The sequence below is a fragment of the Bosea sp. (in: a-proteobacteria) genome (genome assembly GCA_023910605.1).
In the GTDB taxonomy this organism is placed as follows: domain Bacteria; phylum Pseudomonadota; class Alphaproteobacteria; order Rhizobiales; family Beijerinckiaceae; genus Allobosea.
Genome location: JAAVVV010000001.1, coordinates 3,154,605 through 3,171,805 on the forward strand (window position 1 = coordinate 3,154,605; position 17,201 = coordinate 3,171,805).

19 protein-coding genes are annotated in these 17,201 nt (G+C 67.0%); 11 read left to right on the forward strand and 8 right to left on the reverse strand.

What is annotated here, in order from left to right; translation table 11 throughout:
• Window positions 1–50: 50 nt before the first annotated feature.
• The 5 genes from leuB (at window position 51) to HEQ16_15215 (ending at window position 5,008) form a co-directional block, all read left to right on the forward strand.
• Window positions 51–1,157, forward strand: a complete 1,107-nt coding sequence (leuB, locus tag HEQ16_15195) for a 3-isopropylmalate dehydrogenase (protein ID MCO4055360.1) — start codon at window positions 51–53, stop codon at window positions 1,155–1,157.
• Window positions 1,158–1,220: 63 nt separating this feature from the next.
• Window positions 1,221–1,460, forward strand: coding sequence for a hypothetical protein (locus tag HEQ16_15200; protein MCO4055361.1), 240 nt, complete (start codon window positions 1,221–1,223; stop codon window positions 1,458–1,460).
• 130 nt (window positions 1,461–1,590) lie between these two features.
• Window positions 1,591–1,857 carry an HVA1 family protein gene (locus HEQ16_15205; protein ID MCO4055362.1) on the forward strand — a complete coding sequence of 89 codons (267 nt, stop codon included), beginning with the start codon at window positions 1,591–1,593 and terminating at the stop codon, window positions 1,855–1,857.
• The gene (gene uvrB, locus HEQ16_15210) at window positions 1,854–4,571 is read left to right on the forward strand and encodes an excinuclease ABC subunit UvrB (GenBank protein MCO4055363.1); all 2,718 of its coding nucleotides are present in this window, start codon (window positions 1,854–1,856) and stop codon (window positions 4,569–4,571) included. Before HEQ16_15205 ends, uvrB begins: the two co-directional genes overlap by 4 nt.
• A gap of 35 nt (window positions 4,572–4,606) precedes the next feature.
• Entirely contained in the window at window positions 4,607–5,008 is a 402-nt protein-coding gene (locus HEQ16_15215) for a hypothetical protein (GenBank protein ID MCO4055364.1), read from the forward strand.
• On the opposite strand, the gene HEQ16_15220 is transcribed toward HEQ16_15215, so the two are convergent.
• The 5 genes from HEQ16_15220 to HEQ16_15240 form a co-directional block, all read right to left on the reverse strand.
• Window positions 4,962–6,281 (reverse strand): family 1 glycosylhydrolase, encoded by a 1,320-nt coding sequence (locus HEQ16_15220; protein ID MCO4055365.1) that lies wholly within the window; start codon window positions 6,279–6,281, stop codon window positions 4,962–4,964. The genes HEQ16_15215 and HEQ16_15220 overlap by 47 nt on opposite strands.
• A gap of 332 nt (window positions 6,282–6,613) precedes the next feature.
• Window positions 6,614–7,819: a lytic murein transglycosylase gene (locus HEQ16_15225; protein ID MCO4055366.1), complete on the reverse strand. Its 1,206-nt coding sequence runs from the start codon at window positions 7,817–7,819 to the stop codon at window positions 6,614–6,616.
• 101 nt (window positions 7,820–7,920) lie between these two features.
• Window positions 7,921–8,523 carry a 3-isopropylmalate dehydratase small subunit gene (leuD, locus tag HEQ16_15230; GenBank protein MCO4055367.1) on the reverse strand — a complete coding sequence of 201 codons (603 nt, stop codon included), beginning with the start codon at window positions 8,521–8,523 and terminating at the stop codon, window positions 7,921–7,923.
• Between the two features lie 109 nt (window positions 8,524–8,632).
• Window positions 8,633–9,046 (reverse strand): metallopeptidase family protein, encoded by a 414-nt coding sequence (locus tag HEQ16_15235; GenBank protein MCO4055368.1) that lies wholly within the window; start codon window positions 9,044–9,046, stop codon window positions 8,633–8,635.
• 83 nt (window positions 9,047–9,129) lie between these two features.
• Window positions 9,130–9,390 carry a hypothetical protein gene (locus tag HEQ16_15240; protein ID MCO4055369.1) on the reverse strand — a complete coding sequence of 87 codons (261 nt, stop codon included), beginning with the start codon at window positions 9,388–9,390 and terminating at the stop codon, window positions 9,130–9,132.
• A 165-nt stretch (window positions 9,391–9,555) separates the two neighbouring features.
• On the opposite strand from HEQ16_15240, the gene HEQ16_15245 reads away from it, so the two are divergent.
• Window positions 9,556–9,864 (forward strand): hypothetical protein, encoded by a 309-nt coding sequence (locus HEQ16_15245; protein ID MCO4055370.1) that lies wholly within the window; start codon window positions 9,556–9,558, stop codon window positions 9,862–9,864.
• A 44-nt stretch (window positions 9,865–9,908) separates the two neighbouring features.
• Here the strand turns inward: HEQ16_15245 and leuC are convergent, their stop codons facing one another.
• Window positions 9,909–11,330 carry a 3-isopropylmalate dehydratase large subunit gene (gene leuC / locus HEQ16_15250; GenBank protein ID MCO4055371.1) on the reverse strand — a complete coding sequence of 474 codons (1,422 nt, stop codon included), beginning with the start codon at window positions 11,328–11,330 and terminating at the stop codon, window positions 9,909–9,911.
• Between the two features lie 203 nt (window positions 11,331–11,533).
• On the opposite strand from leuC, the gene HEQ16_15255 reads away from it, so the two are divergent.
• Entirely contained in the window at window positions 11,534–11,965 is a 432-nt protein-coding gene (locus tag HEQ16_15255; GenBank protein MCO4055372.1) for a rhodanese-like domain-containing protein, read from the forward strand.
• A gap of 32 nt (window positions 11,966–11,997) precedes the next feature.
• On the opposite strand, the gene HEQ16_15260 is transcribed toward HEQ16_15255, so the two are convergent.
• Window positions 11,998–12,240 carry an accessory factor UbiK family protein gene (locus HEQ16_15260; protein ID MCO4055373.1) on the reverse strand — a complete coding sequence of 81 codons (243 nt, stop codon included), beginning with the start codon at window positions 12,238–12,240 and terminating at the stop codon, window positions 11,998–12,000.
• 98 nt (window positions 12,241–12,338) lie between these two features.
• Between HEQ16_15260 and HEQ16_15265 the strand changes: the two genes are divergently transcribed.
• Window positions 12,339–13,490, forward strand: a complete 1,152-nt coding sequence (locus HEQ16_15265) for an aminopeptidase P family protein (protein MCO4055374.1) — start codon at window positions 12,339–12,341, stop codon at window positions 13,488–13,490.
• Window positions 13,491–13,585: 95 nt separating this feature from the next.
• Window positions 13,586–14,116, forward strand: a complete 531-nt coding sequence (locus HEQ16_15270; protein MCO4055375.1) for a hypothetical protein — start codon at window positions 13,586–13,588, stop codon at window positions 14,114–14,116.
• Window positions 14,117–14,134: 18 nt separating this feature from the next.
• On the opposite strand, the gene HEQ16_15275 is transcribed toward HEQ16_15270, so the two are convergent.
• A complete protein-coding gene (locus HEQ16_15275; protein MCO4055376.1) occupies window positions 14,135–15,391 on the reverse strand; it encodes an FAD-dependent oxidoreductase in 1,257 nt (418 codons plus the stop codon).
• A 121-nt stretch (window positions 15,392–15,512) separates the two neighbouring features.
• Here HEQ16_15275 and HEQ16_15280 point away from each other — a divergent pair, with 121 nt between their 5' ends.
• Both HEQ16_15280 and HEQ16_15285 read left to right on the forward strand, forming a co-directional pair.
• Entirely contained in the window at window positions 15,513–16,313 is an 801-nt protein-coding gene (locus tag HEQ16_15280; protein ID MCO4055377.1) for a glycosyltransferase family 2 protein, read from the forward strand.
• Entirely contained in the window at window positions 16,306–17,100 is a 795-nt protein-coding gene (locus tag HEQ16_15285) for an SDR family oxidoreductase (protein ID MCO4055378.1), read from the forward strand. The genes HEQ16_15280 and HEQ16_15285 overlap by 8 nt, the downstream gene beginning before the upstream one ends.
• Window positions 17,101–17,201: the final 101 nt, after the last annotated feature.

Consider the following 17,201-nt stretch of genomic DNA (forward strand, 5'->3'; position numbering starts at 1 on the left):
ACGCTCTCGCGCTTCCCGCAGAGCCTCACAGACCGCAAAGGACCGCCGCCATGGCTTCGCATAATCTCCTGATCCTGCCCGGCGACGGCATCGGCGCGGAAGTCGCGACCGAGGTCGAGAAGGTCATCGCCTGGTTCACCCGCGCCGGGATCGCGCGCTTCGAGACCGAGCGCGACCTCGTGGGCGGCGCGGCTTATGACGCCCACGGCGCCGCCATCTCCGAAGACGCCATGAAGCGCGCCCATGCGGCGGATGCCGTGCTCTTCGGCGCGGTCGGCGGTCAGAAATGGGCCAGCGTGCCCTATGAGCACCGCCCCGAGGCCGGCCTGCTGCGCCTGCGCAAGGACCTCAAGCTCTTCGCCAACCTGCGCCCGGCGATCTGCTATCCCGCCCTGGCCGACGCCTCCTCGCTCAAGCGCGAGAACATCGAGGGCCTCGACATCCTGATCGTCCGCGAATTGACCGGCGGCGTCTATTTCGGCGAGCCCAAGGAAATCGTGACTCTCGAGAATGGCCAGAAGCGCGCCGTCGACACGCAGGTCTACACCACCGGCGAGATCGACCGCATCGCCCGCGTCGCCTTCGACCTTGCCCGCACCCGGCGCAACAAGGTTTCCTCCGCCGAGAAGCACAATGTCATGCGCTCGGGCGTGCTCTGGAAGCAGGTTGTGACAGGGATCGGCAAGGAATATGCGGATGTCGAGCTTGAGCATGTGCTTGCCGACAACTGCGCCATGCAGCTCGTGCGCTGGCCCAAGCAGTATGACGTCATCGTCTGCGACAACCTTTTCGGCGACATCCTCTCCGACGTGGCGGCGATGCTCACGGGCTCGCTGGGCATGCTGCCGTCCGCCTCGCTCGGCGCGCCCGATCCCGTCACGGGAGCGCGCAAGTCGCTCTACGAGCCCGTCCACGGCTCGGCCCCTGACATCGCCGGCAAGGGCCTCGCCAACCCGATCGCCATGATCGGCTCCTTCGGCATGGCGCTGCGCTACTCGTTTGGCCTCACCGAAGCGGCCGAGCTGCTCGACGGCGCCATCGCTGACGTGCTGGCCAGCGGCGTGCGCACGAAGGACATCGCCGGCCCGGGCGTCAACACGGTCGGCACGCAGGGCATGGGCGACGCCATCGTGAAGGCGCTCGAGGCGCGGAACTGACGGCGCTGATCCATTTTGTCTCGCGCAGCGTACAAGTTTTTGTGTCAATGCGGGATGACCATCATGAGCCATGACAAGGTGGAGTATCGCGTCGCCGCGATGCTTGGCGACGAGCCCTTCGAGGACCGCTCCGAGTGGGAGCGCTTCAGATCGATCGAGCAGGCCACGCGCTATGCGGGGCTTCTGGTCCAGTTCGGGCTTGGAGCCGTCGTCTTCGCCTTCGCCCTGGGGGCCGGCATCCCGGCCCAGGCGGTGGTGACGGAAGTCGCCCGCTATGACGCGCGCGACAAGTCCGAAGGCTGACCCGTCCGCCAGCCTCCATCCGCGCGTCCTGTGACCGATCGCCACGCGCCGTGAACCCGGCGGCGCCTTGCGGCCGTTCCTGCAACCATCACAACCCCCGGCAGGGACAGAGCCGATGGGCGCAGCGGCGATGCTGAGCACGGGCCAGCGCGTGAAATGGAACTGGGGCACGGGCGAGGCGGAGGGCGTGTTGGACGAGGTCTTCACCGGCAAGGTCGCGCGCGACAAAGGGCAAGGGCTCACGCGCAAGGCCTCGCGTGACAATCCGGCCTGTCTCATCGGGCAGGATGATGACAACCGGGTGCTCATGTCCGCCAGCGATGTGACCGGGCCGTGGAGAACGAAGCCTGAAGCCCTCTCGCAACCGCGAGGGACTCGGGCCATATTCCCGGAATGACAAGATCACCCGACAAGCCCGCGCGCGATCCGGCGCGGCCCACCGGCGCCAAGGCGTCCAAGCCTGAGCTCAAGCCGCTGGAAAGCTATCTGGCGGACCTGCTGAATCCCGGCATCAACCGGGGCACGGCGGGACCGGGCCCGACTGTTGACGACAAGCGCAAGGGCTTCGGCGAGAGCCGGCAGGCAGCCTATGAAGGCGCGCCGGTGAGCGGGGTGGACCCGAAGCTCGCCAGGAGCCTCGGCCTTGACGAGGGCGCGCAGAAGCCGGCGCGCAAGGGGCGCAAATGGGGCGTGGACGACACTTCGGTCAGCTATGACGACGTGGTGGGCCAGGCGCCCCGGCGCGTGCGCCAGGGCAACGTCTCTTCGGACCCCGAAGAGGAAATGGAGGCGCTGACCGGCGCCTCGATCACGGCGGAGGCGCTGGCGGCGCGGCTGCGCGAAGGCTCGCCCTTCATCGACCCCGGGCGACCCTGGGCGCCGCATCGGCCCGAACGGCCCACGAAGTCGGAAGGGGGCATCCCCTTCCGCATCGTCTCCGACTACAAGCCGGCCGGCGATCAGCCCGCCGCCATCGCCGATCTCGTCGATGGCATCAGCCGCCAGGAGAAGGATCAGGTGCTGCTTGGCGTCACCGGTTCGGGCAAGACCTTCACCATGGCGCAGGTGATCGAGGCCACGCAGCGCCCGGCCCTCATCCTTGCGCCCAACAAGACGCTCGCGGCGCAGCTTTATGGGGAGTTCAAGAGCTTCTTCCCCGACAACGCGGTCGAGTATTTCGTCTCCTACTACGACTACTACCAGCCCGAGGCCTATGTGCCGCGCTCGGACACCTACATCGAGAAGGAAAGTACGATCAACGAGCAGATCGACCGGATGCGCCACTCGGCCACCCGCGCCCTGCTCGAGCGCGACGATGTCATCATCGTGGCGTCCGTGTCGTGCATCTATGGCATTGGCTCGGTCGAGACCTACACCGCCATGACCTTCGCCATGAAGGTCGGCGAAGCGGTGGAGCAACGCCAGCTGATCGCCGATCTCGTCGCCCTGCAATACAAGCGCACCACGGGCGACTTCACGCGCGGCACCTTTCGCGTGCGGGGCGACCTGATCGAAATCTTCCCGGCCCACCTGGAGGATCGCGCCTGGCGCATCTCGATGTTCGGCGACGAGATCGAGACCATTGTCGAGTTCGATCCGCTGACGGGAGAGAAGAACGCGGACCTGCAATTCGTCAAGGTCTACGCCAATTCCCACTATGTCACGCCGCGGCCCACCCTTCAGCAGGCGATCAAGAGCATCAAGCAGGAGCTGAAGGAGCGGCTGGACGAGTTGATCCGCACCGGGCGGCTGCTGGAGGCGCAACGGCTGGAGCAGCGCACCACCTTCGACCTCGAGATGATGGAAGCCACCGGGGCCTGCAACGGCATCGAGAATTATTCGCGCTACATCACCGGCCGCAGGCCCGGCGAGCCACCGCCGACGCTGTTCGAATACCTGCCCGATAACGCCATCGTCTTCACAGATGAGAGCCACGTCACGGTTCCGCAGATCGGCGCCATGTACAAGGGCGACTTCCGGCGCAAGGCGACGCTGGCGGAATATGGCTTCCGGCTGCCGAGCTGCATGGACAACCGGCCCTTGCGCTTCGAGGAATGGGACGCGATGCGCCCGCAGTCGGTGCATGTCTCGGCAACGCCAAGCCATTGGGAGATGGAGCAGACCGGCGGCGTCTTCACCGAGCAGGTCATCCGCCCCACTGGCCTCATCGATCCGCCCGTGGATATCCAACCCGCCAAGCATCAGGTCGCGCATCTGCTCGACGAGGTGAAGGAGACGGCGGCCAGGGGCTACCGCAGCCTCGTCACGGTGCTGACCAAGCGCATGGCCGAAGACCTGACCGAATATCTGCACGAGAACGGCGTGCGCGTGCGCTACATGCATTCGGACATCGACACGATCGAGCGCATCGAGATCCTCCGCGATCTGCGCCTCGGCGCCTTCGACGTGCTGGTCGGCATCAACCTGCTGCGCGAGGGCCTCGACATCCCGGAATGCGCCCTGGTCGGCATCCTCGACGCCGACAAGGAGGGCTTCCTGCGCTCGGACACCTCGCTGATCCAGACCATCGGACGCGCCGCGCGCAACGTCGACGGCAAGGTGATCCTGTACGCCGACCGCATGACCGGCTCGATGGAGCGCGCCATCGCGGAGACCAATCGCCGCCGCGAGAAGCAGCTGGCCTATAACGAGGCCAATGGCATCACGCCGCAGACCATCAAGCGCAACATCGCCGACATCCTGGACTCGGTCTATGAGCGCGACCGCGTCACCGTCGACGCCGGCGTGCTCAAGGACAAGGGGGCCACGGTTGGCCACAACCTGAAGGCCGTGATGGGCGACATCGAGAAGCGCATGCGCGAGGCTGCCGCCAATCTCGAATTCGAGACGGCCGCCCGCCTGCGCGACGAACTCAAGCGCCTGCAGGCCACCGAACTCGCCATCGGCTCGGACCCGATGGCCAGCCAGCGCGAAATCGAGGCCTCATCGGGCGCTTACGCCGGCGAGCGCAGCTATGGCCGCGCCGCCAACCTGCCGACCCGCGCCAGGAAGCCCGGACTGGACGAGATGGGCCCCGGCACGGACCGAGAGGTGCCAGCTGGAGGCGAGGCGAGGAAAAAGGGCGGCGGGCGGCCGGGCAGGAGGCGCTGAAGACTGACGCCGCAGTGATTCTTCGTCGGACCACGATGGTCTTGCAGATGCGGCTGAACGCTCAGCCGGCCTTCCTGGCCGGCAGCGACGTGCTGTCCTTTGAATTGGCGAAGACCGGGCCGTCCCTGTCGGAGAGCCTCGCTCGCTTGGCGATGATGATGGTCTTGCCCTTATCGGCGTTGAGCGTGATCAGGCATATCTTTGCTTTGCCAGCGATGCGCGCCGTTCTGGACAATACGCAGGTGATGGCTGTCCGGGGCCTCGTCATGGTGGCGCTGCTCATGGCCGGGTCTGCGCTGCTGCCGGTCGGGCTTGCCCTGGCAATCCCCCGTGCTGGCGCACGCCGCCTGGCATCTTTGCCGCCGCCTCGTCGTCTGGGGATCGGCCCGATCAGAAGGAATCGTCAGCAGGTGGCTGGGCGAGGATCATGCTGTTGATGCGGTGCCGCAGGAGAGCCGTGCGGCGGCGCTTGGCGAACTCCTCATTGTATTCGTTCGGCGCCACAAGCGGCACGGACAGGCACACGCTCTGCGCCGGCAGCACCTGGCTCCAATCCTGGATCAGGTTGCGATAGGCCAGCCCCACGGCGCGGATGTTGCGGTCGAGATCATAAAGCCCGAGCGGGTTCACCCGGTTGTTCTCCTCGCGCAGCGCAACATCCCAGTCCACCTGATCCGTCAGCGAATACCAGGTGAAGCCGACGATGGGCACGCCCGAGTTGCGCACCCGCAGGACGTTGGCCCACTGCTTGCGCAGCCATACCACCGCCTCGTCCCCATTGGGGCCTTCGACGAGGTTCGTCTCCGTGTGCATCACCGGAAGACGATAGCGATCGTAATACTGCCGGGTGATCTCGTTGTAGCCGAAGATCTCGCCGGACGCCCTGGTGCTGCCGTCCTCGTGGACCAGGTGCTCGTTGGTCCGGTAGTAGTCATTCCCCATGATGCAATGATGCTTGAGATTGTGCGTGAGGAAGAAGTTGTATTCCTCGCGCGTCATCCCGTTGTCGAGCAGGAACTCGTAGGTGGTTGAATTGACCCGCCGCCCGTAATTGAGGTCGAGCGGCAGGAAGCGCTGCGCATTCATCGTTTCAGCGTGGGCCAGCGCGCGCGGGTTCTCGGCATGAAAATATTCGGACGACTCGCTCTGGACGAAGATCGCGTCCGGGCGGACATCCAGGATGGCGTGCATCGCCATGACATTGGCCTTGCACAGATGCTTCAGCGCCGTGACGAAGCCATGGTCCGTCTTGAGTTGCTCATTCCACCAGCCATAACGGGCGGAGAAGGTCGCGCAGATGAAGATCTCGTTGATCGGGGTGTAGAGCTGAACCCAAGGGTAGCGCGCGGCGAAGGCCGCCGCATAGCGCTCGAACAACTCCGGAAAATCGGGGTTCTGGAAGTCGCCGATCCAGTCCGGCACCCCGAAATGGCATAGATCGACGATGGGGGTCAGCCCGAGGGCGAAAATCTCGGCGAAGGCCTCATCCGCGAATGACCAGTCGAACCGGTCCGGGCCAAGGAAGGTCTTGTGGATCTGGGGTCCGTAGCGAAGATACTGCGTCCCCAGATCGACAGTCAGCGCAAAATCTTCCTTGAAGTATTTGTAATGGCGGCATTTCTCCATCTGATCGACGCGCACGCGGCCATTCTGGATCGTAGGGGCGCTGTTTTCGATGCCGGTCGCGAACATGAAGAAGGGGGCAACCATGCAAGGTCCTTGCGGGAAGGTCGCGGCGGGAAGGTCGCGGCGGGAAGGTCGTAGCGGGAAGGTCGAAACCAGAACCGGCGGGCTCGTGGCCCGGCCGTGCGCGAGCCTGGCTGCTCGTTGAGAACAACAATCCTGCCGCGCTTCCGTTCCCGCCAGCGGCGCGGAACAACCAGCTTGTCTACGGTCAATCAGCACCGTGCCTGCACCAAAAATGTCCGCCGCACGAAGCAGCGCGACCTGCACCAACGGGGTGCGCAACACCACGATCATCAAGAACTGATCGGCAAACCGGGACCGTTCCCGCCCGCTGCCATGCCGTCCGGGCTGCCGGCTCAGCGCCCGGCGCGGAGAGCCTGGAGGATCTTTCCGCCTGCGCGGCCGGTGGCCGGCATGCCAAGACGGCGCTCTTCCGCCGAGATTGCGGCGCGGCTCAGCGGGCCGATGCCGCCTGTCGGCTCACCGACATCATGGCCGCGCGCAATCAGCAGGCGCTGCAATTCGCGGCGCTCCTCGCGCGATGTGGGCGGATCGTCCGTGGGCCAGGCCTGCTGCACGCCGGGGCGCCCGCGCAGGCGGTCTGACAGGATCGAGATCGCCAGCGCGTAGCTGTCCGCGCCGTTATACGAGAAGGCAGCGTCGTAGTTCTTGAACACGATCCAGGCAGGGCCGCCGCGCGCGGGATAGACAAGGCCTGCATTGCCGGAACCGGTCAACGCGCCGCCACCGACACGGGTGATGCCACGCGAGGCCCAGCTGGAGACCGGTGCGCGCGCCGTGCGACCCACCGGCCCGGAATAGCCTTGCGGCACATCGACCTCATAACCCCAGCCTGCGCCGTTCTGCCACCCTGCCTTGTCCATGAAATTGGCCGTGGAGTGCAGCGCATCGGGAATCGAATCCACCAGATCGCGTCGGCCGTCGCCGTCACCGTCGACAGCGAGCCTGAGATAGGTGGTCGGAATGAACTGCGTGTGGCCGAAGGCGCCGGCCCACGAGCCCAGCAGCTGCTCCTGGCGCAAATCGCCGCGCTGGATGATCTTCATGGTCGCGATCAGCTCGCCCCGGAAGAACTCGCGGCGGCGCGAGGCCGTGCAGGCGGCGGTGGAGAGCGCCTGCGGCAAGGACCAGCGGCCCCGAACCTTGCCATAATTGCTTTCGACGCCCCACACGGCGACGATGGTGTGCCTGTCCACGCCATAGCGGGCCTCGGCCGCCGCGAGCGCCGCGGCATGCGCACGCAGCATCTGGCGGCCTTCCTGCACGCGCTCCTCATCCACCAGCGCGCCGAGATAATCCCAGATCGGCGTGCGAAACTCGGGCTGGTTGTTCATCGCCTCGATCACCTTCGGATCGGGCGTGACGCCGGCCATGGCGCGGTCGAACACGGAGGCTGACACGCCCTGCGACAGCGCGCTGGCGCGAATGCCGGCCACGCACGACGTAAAGTCTGCGCGAGCGGCCGAAGCCATGGCAATGGCGAGCGGCAGCGCTGCGGCGAGGCCGAGCGCCCCTTGCAGGCGAAGGCGGAAGCTGGACATGCAGGCACCCCGGGAACGGCGAAACAGCTCGCTCCACAAGGCATCGCTCATGGTTAAGGAAGTTTTGAGACGCCGTGCGGCATTCGCGCCCGCGAGGGCGGTCAGGCCCAGGCGCGCTCCTTGAGCTTCGCCTCGAAGGCGTCGATCGCCGCACCCTTCTCAAGGGTGAGGCCGATATCGTCGAGCCCGTTCATGAGGCAGTGCTTGCGGAAGGCATCGATTTCGAAGCGGATCGTGCCGCCATCGGGGCCCTTGATCTCCTGAGTGGCGAGATCGACCGTGAGCGTCGCGTTCGAGCCGCGATCGGCGTCGTCGAACAGCTTCTCGAGGTCAGGGGCCGAGACGGTGATGGGCAGGATGCCGTTCTTGAAGCAATTATTGTAGAAGATGTCGGCGAAGCTGGTCGAAATCACGCAGCGGATGCCGAAATCCAGCAGCGCCCAGGGCGCATGCTCGCGGCTGGAGCCACAGCCGAAATTGTCGCCTGCGATCAGGATCTCGGATTTGCGGTAGGCCGGCTTGTTGAGCACGAAGTCGGCGTTCTCGGCGCCGTCCTCGTTGTAGCGCATCTCCGCGAACAGCGCGGTGCCAAGCCCGGTGCGCTTGATCGTCTTGAGGAACTGCTTGGGGATGATCATGTCGGTGTCGACATTCATCACCTTGAGCGGCGCGGGCGTGGAGGTCAGCGTTGTGAAGGGCTTCATGGGGCAAGGTCCGCAGGATCGATGAACCTTGCCTTGATAATCGAGTTGGAGCGCAGCGCAACAACCGATCGCGCCGAGGACGCCTTGCGCAGCCGGCGTGCGCCCACTCCTAGCCCGCCGCCGCCTCGATCGCTTCCATGTCCCCGTCGCTGAGGCCGAAATGGTGGCCGATCTCGTGGACCAGCACATGGGTGACCAGTTCGCCCAGGGTCTCGTCATGCTCGGCCCAGTAGTCCAGCATCGGACGGCGGTAGAGATGGATCATGTTGGGCATGCGCCCCGTCTCGGCCACGGCCGCATCCTGAGCGAGGCCCACGCCGGTGAACAGGCCCAGAAGGTCGAAGGGAGTCTCTGCCTCCATGTCCTCCAGCACCTCGTCGCTGGGGAAATCATCGATGCGGATCACCACCTCGCCGCACAAGGCACGGAAGGCTTCGGGCAGCCGGGCGAAGGCCTCGTCCGCGAGCCGTTCAAAATCATCGAGCGTGGGGGCCTTGAGGCCTGCGAGCTGTTCGGGGTTCATGCCGCTGAGATAGGGCGCGGAAGGGCGTTTGTCAGTCACGCCGTCATGGCTTCGCTCCGCTCGCGATCACGAAGCTGGCGCGCTCACCAGAGCTTGAGCTGCACGCCGAGAAGGTAGCCGAGCACGACGACGCCGATCAGCGAGAGGCTTCGCCCTATGCGCCGCCCCCAAAGCTCGACAGGGTCGGTGGAGCCGCCCTCGCCCTGCCCCACCGCGTCCTTGCCGGTGAAATGGTCGGAGGCGCGGGCCATCGATGATGTCAGCAGGCTTTCCTGATCGCGCCGGGCGCGGTCGAGGATTGTCCTGGCCTCGCGCTCGCGGTCATCATCGGGCGGTTTGGCCATGGGGGAACAGGCTCCGTGGTGCTGCAGCACCCTTCATAGCGGGAACCAAGCTCCAAGGCGACGGGTTTGCATGACGGGCCGGGCAACAACGCCCTGCCGCCATGCCTCTTTCGCGGCTCTTCTCGCCACGGGGGCGGCGCGGGCACCCGAAAGCAGGAGACGACCATGAGATTCATCGCGATCACCGCCGCGCTTGCGGCCGGCTGGCTCGCCGCGAGCCCGGCCCAGGCCCTCACTCCGGCTTCGCAGGCGCCGCTCGCTGAAGCCCCTGCGGGCCAGTTCGAGCAGACACAGTATCGCGATTATCGCCCCGGCTGGGGGCGCCCCGGATGGCGGAGGCCTGGCTGGGAGGGGCCTCGCTATCGCCAGGGCGGCCCGCGCCTTGTCTGCCGCATCGTGTCGCGCCGCGTCATCAACGAGCGCACGGGCCGTGTGCGGATCGTGCGCCAGGAAGTATGCCGACGCCGCTGGTAGGCGCGACGGATAAGGGGCGGCGCGCCGCGCCGTCCCCGCTCGCCTCAGCTCATCGTCCTCACATCGACGAAGCGCCCCGCCAGCGCCGCCGCCGCCGCCATCTGCGGCGAGACAAGGTGGGTGCGCCCCTTGAAGCCCTGACGGCCCTCGAAGTTGCGGTTCGAGGTGGAGGCCGCCCGCTGGCCGGGCTTGAGCTGGTCGGGGTTCATGCCCAGGCACATCGAGCAGCCCGGCTCACGCCATTCAAAGCCTGCGGCGATGAAGATCTTGTCCAGGCCTTCCGCCTCGGCCTGCTGCTTAACCAGCCCCGAACCCGGCACGATCATGCCGTAGGCCAGCCGGTCATGCAGCTTCCTGCCCTCGACGATCTTCGCCACAGCGCGAAGGTCCTCGATGCGCCCGTTGGTGCACGAGCCGATCCAGATCACGTCGAGCTCGATGTCGGTAATGCGCGTCCCTGCCTTGAGGCCCATATAGTCCAGCGCGCGTTGCTTGGAGGCGCGCTTGGTCTCGTCGGCGATCTGGCTCGGGTCCGGCACCATGCCGGTGATGGAGATCACATCCTCCGGGCTCGTGCCCCAGGACACGATGGGCGGCAGGTTGGCCGCGTCGAGCCGCAACACGCGGTCGAAATGCGCGCCCTCATCGGTCTGCAGCGTATCCCAGTAGCGCATGGCCGCATCCCAGGCCGCGCCCCTGGGCGCCTTGGGCCGGCCGTGGAGATAGTCGAACGCCTTCTGGTCGGGCGCCACCATGCCGGCGCGGGCCCCGCCTTCGATCGACATGTTGCACACGGTCATGCGCCCTTCCATCGACATGGAGCGCAAGGCCTCGCCGGCATACTCGATCACCGATCCCGTGCCGCCGGCGGTGCCGATCTCGCCGATGATCGCGAGCACCACGTCCTTGGGCGTGACGCCATTGGTGAGCGCGCCGTCCACCTGGACGAGCATGTTCTTGGCCTTCTTCTGGATGAGCGTTTGCGTGGCCAGCACATGCTCGACCTCGGAGGTGCCGATGCCATGGGCCAGCGCGCCGAAGGCGCCATGGGTCGAGGTGTGGCTGTCGCCGCAGACGATGGTCGTGCCGGGCAGCGTGAAGCCCTGCTCGGGGCCCACGACATGGACAATGCCCTGCCGCCGATCAAGCTCGTTGAAGTACTCCACGCCGAACTCGGCCGCGTTCATGGCCAGGGTCTCGACCTGGATGCGGCTTTCTTCCTCGGCGATGCCCTTGGAGCGGTCCGTGGTAGGCACGTTGTGATCGACGACAGCAAGCGTCTTTTCCGGTGCGCGCACCTTGCGCCCCGTCATGCGGAGGCCCTCGAAGGCCTGGGGGCTGGTCACCTCATGGACGAGATGGCGATCGATATACAGAAGCGCCGTGCCGTCTGGCTGCTCATGGACGAGATGGTCGTCCCAGATCTTGTCGTAGAGGGTGCGCGGCTTGCCCGATGCCTTGGCCATGATGATCCCCACCTCGCGGTGCCTTCGTCAGCGATATGACCGTTCTTTAGCGGCTGCCGTGCGCGCGGGGAAGAGCGCTGTTTGCGCGGCGGCGCAGCCATTGCGGCCCTTGCTCGCAGGCTTGTGTAACGACCTCGCCTGTGATCCCGATTATGAGGCGTCAGGCGCCATCGCTATCGCGCCCCGCCGGAACCGACTGCCTCATGACCGACACGACCCGCCGCCACACGCTTGGCCTGTTCGCGATCGCCGCCCTCGCCGCCACGCCCTTGCAGGCCCAGACCGCGCCTCCGGCTGCGATCTCGGTGCGAGAGGCCCATGAGCGCGCGGCTGCGGGCCGGGCGCTTCTGATAGACATCCGCACCCCGGCCGAGTGGCGCGACACAGGCCTGCCCGCCAACGCCATTGCGCTCGACATGACATCGCCGGTCTTCGAGGCGCGGCTCGCCATGCTGCGCGCGGAGAACCCGGGCAAGCCGATCGCCCTCATCTGCCGTACGGCAAGCCGCAGCCGCAACCTCCAGCGCCTCCTTGCCGGCCGCGGCTGGACGAACCTGGTGGATGTACGCGGCGGCATGCTGGGCGACGGCCAGAACAAGGGCTGGCTCGACGAGAACCTCCCCCTCGCGCGCTGAGCGGCGAGGCGGCAGGCCGATCGGCGCCCTGTTCAGGCCTTGGCTTCGAGGGCAGCGAGGCGCGCGGCCAGCTTGTCATTCTCCTCGCGGGCGAGGATCGCCATGTCGCGAACGGCCTCGAACTCCTCGCGGGTGACGACATCCATCTCCGAGAGCAGTCGCTGGACCTGGGTCTTCACCACGGTCTCGACCTCGCGGCGCACGCCCTGGGCGGCGCCAGCGGCATCGGTTACAAGGCGAGCGACTTCATCGAGAAGCCGGTTGGGCGCATTCATGGCGCAACTCCTGTATCATTTCGGCCGCTGGCTTAGCATGTTGCTTTGGCCCGTGCATCGCTGAATGATGCCGCAACCCCCGCACCGGACCCCAAGCCATGGCCCTTCACTTCACCGCTGCCGAATTCGACCGCCGCCGCGCCGCGCTTCTCGCGGCCATGGCCGAGCGCCGTCTCGACGGGCTGCTGCTTTTCCAGCAGGAGAGCCTCTATTGGCTGACCGGCTATGACACCTTCGGCTTTTGTTTTTTTCAGGGCCTCGTGCTGTGCGCTGACGGCCGCATGGCGCTGCTGACCCGTTCGGCCGACCTCCGGCAGGCCCAGCACACCTCGAACCTCACCGACATCCGGGTCTGGAAGGATGCGCGCGATGCCAACCCCGCGGTCGATATGCTCGCAGTGGCGAGGGATCTGCGGCTGGCGGGGAAGCGCCTTGGCGTCGAATACGAGAGCTACGGGCTGGTCGCGTCCAATGGCCGCAAGCTGGATGCGGCCTTCGCGGGCGTCTGTGAGCTGGTTGATGCCTCCGGAATCGTGACGCGCCTCAGGGCCGTCAAATCCTCCGAGGAGATCGCCTGCGTGCGCAAGGCGGCGGCGCTGTGCGATGCGGCCGACGGTGCTGCCCTCGCCACCATCAGGTCAGGCGCGGACGAGGGCGAAATCCTCGCGGCGCAGCACAATGCGATCTTCCAGGCCGGCGGCGATTATCCCGCCAACGAGTTCATCATCGGCTCGGGCCGCGATGCGCTGCTGTGCCGCTACAAGGCCGGCCGTCGCAGGCTCGACGCCGCCGACCAGATCACGCTCGAATTCGCCGGTGTCTGGCGGCATTATCACTGCGCCGCCATGCGCACCGTGGTGGTTGGCGAGCCTCGCCCGCTGCATAGGCTTTACCACGCGGCGGCGCGGGACGCGCTGGGGGCCTGCGAGCACGCGCTGAGGCCCGGCAACACGGCCGGCGATGTCTTCGCGGCCCATGAACGGGTCTTCGCCGAACATGGCCTTGCCGATCATCGGCTCAATGCCTGCGGCTATTCGCTGGGCGCGCGCTTCACGCCGAGCTGGATGGACTGGCCCATGTTCTACGAGAGTAATGACTGGGTTCTGGAGCCCGGCATGGTCATGTTCGCGCACATGATCCTGATGGATTCGGCCAGCGAGACGGCGATGTGCCTGGGCCGGACCTATCTTGTCACCGATAGCATCGCGGAGGCGCTCAACGGCTCCGATACCGGCCTGATGACCCGCTGATCGATCACTCAGGGGGCCGGCTGGACGCTGCCGGCCCAAGCGGATAGAGTAGACCCTACCCACACAAGCCCTTCGAGGGGCGGGAGGCGTCTGGCATGAGACTGGTACTGGTGGCGGCCGTGATGGCCGGCGGCCTCGCGGCCTGCAATGAAACGACGACAGCGGCGCGCGCGCCGACCCAGGCGCCGGGCGTGCCCATCGCCGTCGACAGCATCTCGGGCGGGCCCGACGCGCTGCGCGGATCCTTCACAAACGCCTTTTCGAGCGAGGCCACCGCGCGCCAGGTCGACATCGTCGATCCAAAGACCAACCCCCGCTACCGGGTGCGCGGCTATCTCGCCGCCCAGCCCACCGAGGAAGGCCAGACCGCCCTCGCATTCGTCTGGGATGTGTTCGATTCGCAGAAGCGGCGCGCCCAGCGCGTCCAGGGAGCGACCGTGGCGCGCAGCGCTTCGGGCGACTGGAGTGGCGTGGACGAGACCACCGTCAACAAGGCGGCCTCCGAATCGGTCGACCAGATCGCCCAGTTTCTCGCCGGCCAGGATCAGCTCACGCAGCCAGGCGCCAGCGCCGGCAGCGCCGTGGCCGCAGCAAGCGCCGCGCCAAGGCTCGGCCTGACTCGCTGACTTCGCCCTTGCTGTCTGTCAGAACGCCTGCAGGCGGATTGGCGGCTCGCGCCCTGCCATCTCATCGGCAAGGATGCGCGCGGTGGCATGCGCCATGGTCCAGCCCATGTGGCCATGCCCGATATTGAGCCAGAGACCCGGCTGCTGCTCGCGCACCACCGGCAATCCCTTGGGCGTCATCGGCCTGAACCCGGCCCAGGCCTGTCCCGTCTCCATCGCCGCCGCGTTGCCCGGAAACAGGCGGTTCCCGAAGGACTTCAGGCGCGCGATGGCGGCCGGATCGACGCTGCGGTCATGGCCGGCGAACACCGCCCCGGTCGTGAGCCTGATCTCATCGCCCTGCCGCCTCCAGGCGATGCCGGCATCCTTGTCGACGCCGTCGATGCGTGGGCCGGCATTGCCCTTTGCCCCCTCGACATGCAGCGAGTAGCCCTTGACCGGGTAGACCGGCAGGCGGACCCCGTGCTGTTCGAGGAAGGGCGCGGCCTCAGGCCCGAGCGCGACCACGACAGCGTCGGCCTCGACACCGCCCTTGTCCGTCCAGACGCCGGTGACGCGGCCTCCCTGCTCGATGAGGCCGAGCACCGAGGCCCCCCACATCGTCTGCAATCCCTCCCCTTCGAGCCGGGCGCAGAGCGCCGCCGCGAAGGCGTGGCATGAGCCCGATGCATCGGACGCGGCATGAAGCGCCCCGGCCAGCGGCCGCAAAGAGCCATCCGGCGAACCCGCCAGCGGCCGCAGGCCCGGATCGAGCGCCAGCGCATCGGCCGCGCCCAGCACCGCGATGGCCTGCCCGTTGCCGCTCATGATGGCGGACATGCGCGCCGCGCGCTCCAGCGCTGCCGCATCGCGGTAAAGGTAGAGCGCGCCTTCGCGCTTGTGCGGGACGTGAAGGCCCGCCTGCTCCATCGTCTCCAGCCAGAGCGCCTGGGAATGCAGGCACAGACGGTGCTTGGCGCGCGTGTTCGCCCGCTCGCGGGACGGGGTGCATTCGGCGGCGAAGCGCAGCGCCCAGCGCCGGAAGGCCGCGCTCAGCCGATCCTCGAAGGAAAAGCCGCTCGCCTGCCCCAGGAGCCCGCCGATCCCGGCCTTCAGCGCAGGCAGCGACCCCCAGGCGAAGGCGTGGCCCGTGGAGATCAGGCCCGCATTGCCCCAGGAGGTTTCGGTCGCCGGACCGGAGGCCCTGTCGATCAGCGTGACCGCATGGCCATCCGCCATCAGCCGGAAGGCGGAGGTGACGCCGACGATGCCGGCTCCGAGAATGACGATGCGCATGTGTGGACGGCTGCTGGGGGAAGGGCCCGAAGGCGGTGTCGGAAACGGTCGGCGGCTCGAGCCTTGCGTGCGCGAGGTGGCCATGTCACATCGCCAATGGCCCAACGAGGCCAAAACCGCAATGCGCGAGAGCATATCGTTGTCCCTGCCGCTGTCGATCTTCATCATCGCCAAGAATGAGGCTGACCGGATCGGCGCGGCGATCAAGGCCGTGCGGGAGTTGAGCGACGACATCGTGGTGATCGACTCGGGCTCGACCGACGACACCATCGCCGTGGCGGCCGGGCTGGGCGCGCGGACAGTACACAATGCCTGGCCCGGCTACGGGCTGCAGAAGCAGTTCGGCGAGGACCAGTGCCGGCACGACTGGATGCTGAACATCGATGCCGACGAGATCATCTTGCCGGAGCTGGCCGCTTCAATCCGGGCGCTCTTCACCTCCGGCGAGCCGGCTCCCGCCGGCTACAGGATGCGCATCGCCGAGACGTTTCCCGGCGAAGGCGCGCCCCATCCCCTCGCCTATGCGCTCACGCCTGTCAGGCTCTATCACCGCAGCGTGGGCCGTTATTCCCCCTCGCCGGTGCATGACCGCGTTGTCATGGCGCCCAAGGCTCCTGTGCTGTGGCTGAAAGGCGTCGTCGCGCATTATTCCGTCCGCTCGCTCGGCGACCAGATCGCCAAGCTCAACGCCTATGCCGACGCGCAGGCCGCCGACATGCTGGCGCGGGGGCAGGGCATCACGCGGCTGCGCATGGTGTTGGAGTTTCCCGCCAATTTCCTCAAAGCCTATGTCGGGCGCCGGCACATGCTTCGCGGAACCTACGGGTTCATGACGGCCATGAACTTCGCCTTCTACCGCTATCTTCGCGCAGCCAAGTACTGGGAGCGCCGCCTCGACCGGCGTGGACATCGACATGACTGAAGCAGCAATCGCTCCTGGCGAGGTCGCGCTTGTCACCGGCGGCGCCAAGCGCGTCGGGCGCGCCATCGTGCTCAGGCTGGCTGAGGCCGGCTACGGCGTCGCCATCCACTGCAACGAGTCCGTCGGCGAGGCGGAGGAGCTTGCAGCCACGATCGTGGCGGCCGGCGGGCGGGCCACCGTGGTTTCCGCAGATCTCGTCGATCCCGCCTCGGTGGAAGGCATCATCCCGGTCGCCGCCGCGCAGCTCGGGCCGGTGACGCTCCTGGTCAACAACGCCTCGATGTTCGCCAAGGACAGCCTCACCGCCATCGACGTGCCCACCTGGAACCGCCAGTTCTCGGTGAACATCCGTGCGCCATCCGTCCTCGCCGGGATCATGGCCAAGGCGCTGCCGGAGGGCCGGAACGGCGCGATCGTCAACATCCTCGACCAGCGCGTCTGGAAGCTGACCCCGGAATATTATTCCTACACCCTGTCCAAGGCCGCGATGTGGGCCGCCACGCGCACCATGGCGCAGGCGCTCAGCCCCCGCATCCGCGTCAATGCCGTTGGGCCCGGCCCCACCGTCGCCAACACCCATGACGGCGAGGCGCTGTTCCTCAAGGAGGCTGAAGGCACGCTGCTGGGCCGCGCCATCGCGCCCGAGGAGATCGCAGACGCCGTGCTCTATCTGGCGACGGCGCGCTCCATCACCGGGCAGATGCTGGCGGTCGATGGCGGGCAGCATCTGGGCTGGCGCACGCCCGACATCGTCTCCGACGAGGCCGGCGGCGCATCCGCGCCTTGACATTCGCGGCCGGCTGGGGCTTTAACCCCCCAATTCTCGTTCGACATCGTCGTTCGTCCATCCGCCGCCCTGCCCCTTGAGGCTGGAGGTCATCGCCCGAC

Coding starts and splice junctions, on each gene's coding strand:
- HEQ16_15235 (MCO4055368.1), bottom strand. CDS start 9,046: ATGAACCCCGAACAGCTCGCAGGCCTCAAGGCCCCCACGCTCGATGAT.
- leuB (MCO4055360.1), top strand. CDS start 51: ATGGCTTCGCATAATCTCCTGATCCTGCCCGGCGACGGCATCGGCGCG.
- HEQ16_15280 (MCO4055377.1), top strand. CDS start 15,513: ATGCGCGAGAGCATATCGTTGTCCCTGCCGCTGTCGATCTTCATCATC.
- HEQ16_15285 (MCO4055378.1), top strand. CDS start 16,306: ATGACTGAAGCAGCAATCGCTCCTGGCGAGGTCGCGCTTGTCACCGGC.
- HEQ16_15225 (MCO4055366.1), bottom strand. CDS start 7,819: ATGTCCAGCTTCCGCCTTCGCCTGCAAGGGGCGCTCGGCCTCGCCGCA.
- HEQ16_15255 (MCO4055372.1), top strand. CDS start 11,534: ATGACCGACACGACCCGCCGCCACACGCTTGGCCTGTTCGCGATCGCC.
- HEQ16_15205 (MCO4055362.1), top strand. CDS start 1,591: ATGCTGAGCACGGGCCAGCGCGTGAAATGGAACTGGGGCACGGGCGAG.
- HEQ16_15275 (MCO4055376.1), bottom strand. CDS start 15,391: ATGCGCATCGTCATTCTCGGAGCCGGCATCGTCGGCGTCACCTCCGCC.
- HEQ16_15245 (MCO4055370.1), top strand. CDS start 9,556: ATGAGATTCATCGCGATCACCGCCGCGCTTGCGGCCGGCTGGCTCGCC.
- HEQ16_15200 (MCO4055361.1), top strand. CDS start 1,221: ATGAGCCATGACAAGGTGGAGTATCGCGTCGCCGCGATGCTTGGCGAC.
- HEQ16_15240 (MCO4055369.1), bottom strand. CDS start 9,390: ATGGCCAAACCGCCCGATGATGACCGCGAGCGCGAGGCCAGGACAATC.
- leuD (MCO4055367.1), bottom strand. CDS start 8,523: ATGAAGCCCTTCACAACGCTGACCTCCACGCCCGCGCCGCTCAAGGTG.
- uvrB (MCO4055363.1), top strand. CDS start 1,854: ATGACAAGATCACCCGACAAGCCCGCGCGCGATCCGGCGCGGCCCACC.
- leuC (MCO4055371.1), bottom strand. CDS start 11,330: ATGGCCAAGGCATCGGGCAAGCCGCGCACCCTCTACGACAAGATCTGG.
- HEQ16_15265 (MCO4055374.1), top strand. CDS start 12,339: ATGGCCCTTCACTTCACCGCTGCCGAATTCGACCGCCGCCGCGCCGCG.
- HEQ16_15215 (MCO4055364.1), top strand. CDS start 4,607: ATGGTCTTGCAGATGCGGCTGAACGCTCAGCCGGCCTTCCTGGCCGGC.
- HEQ16_15260 (MCO4055373.1), bottom strand. CDS start 12,240: ATGAATGCGCCCAACCGGCTTCTCGATGAAGTCGCTCGCCTTGTAACC.
- HEQ16_15270 (MCO4055375.1), top strand. CDS start 13,586: ATGAGACTGGTACTGGTGGCGGCCGTGATGGCCGGCGGCCTCGCGGCC.
- HEQ16_15220 (MCO4055365.1), bottom strand. CDS start 6,281: ATGGTTGCCCCCTTCTTCATGTTCGCGACCGGCATCGAAAACAGCGCC.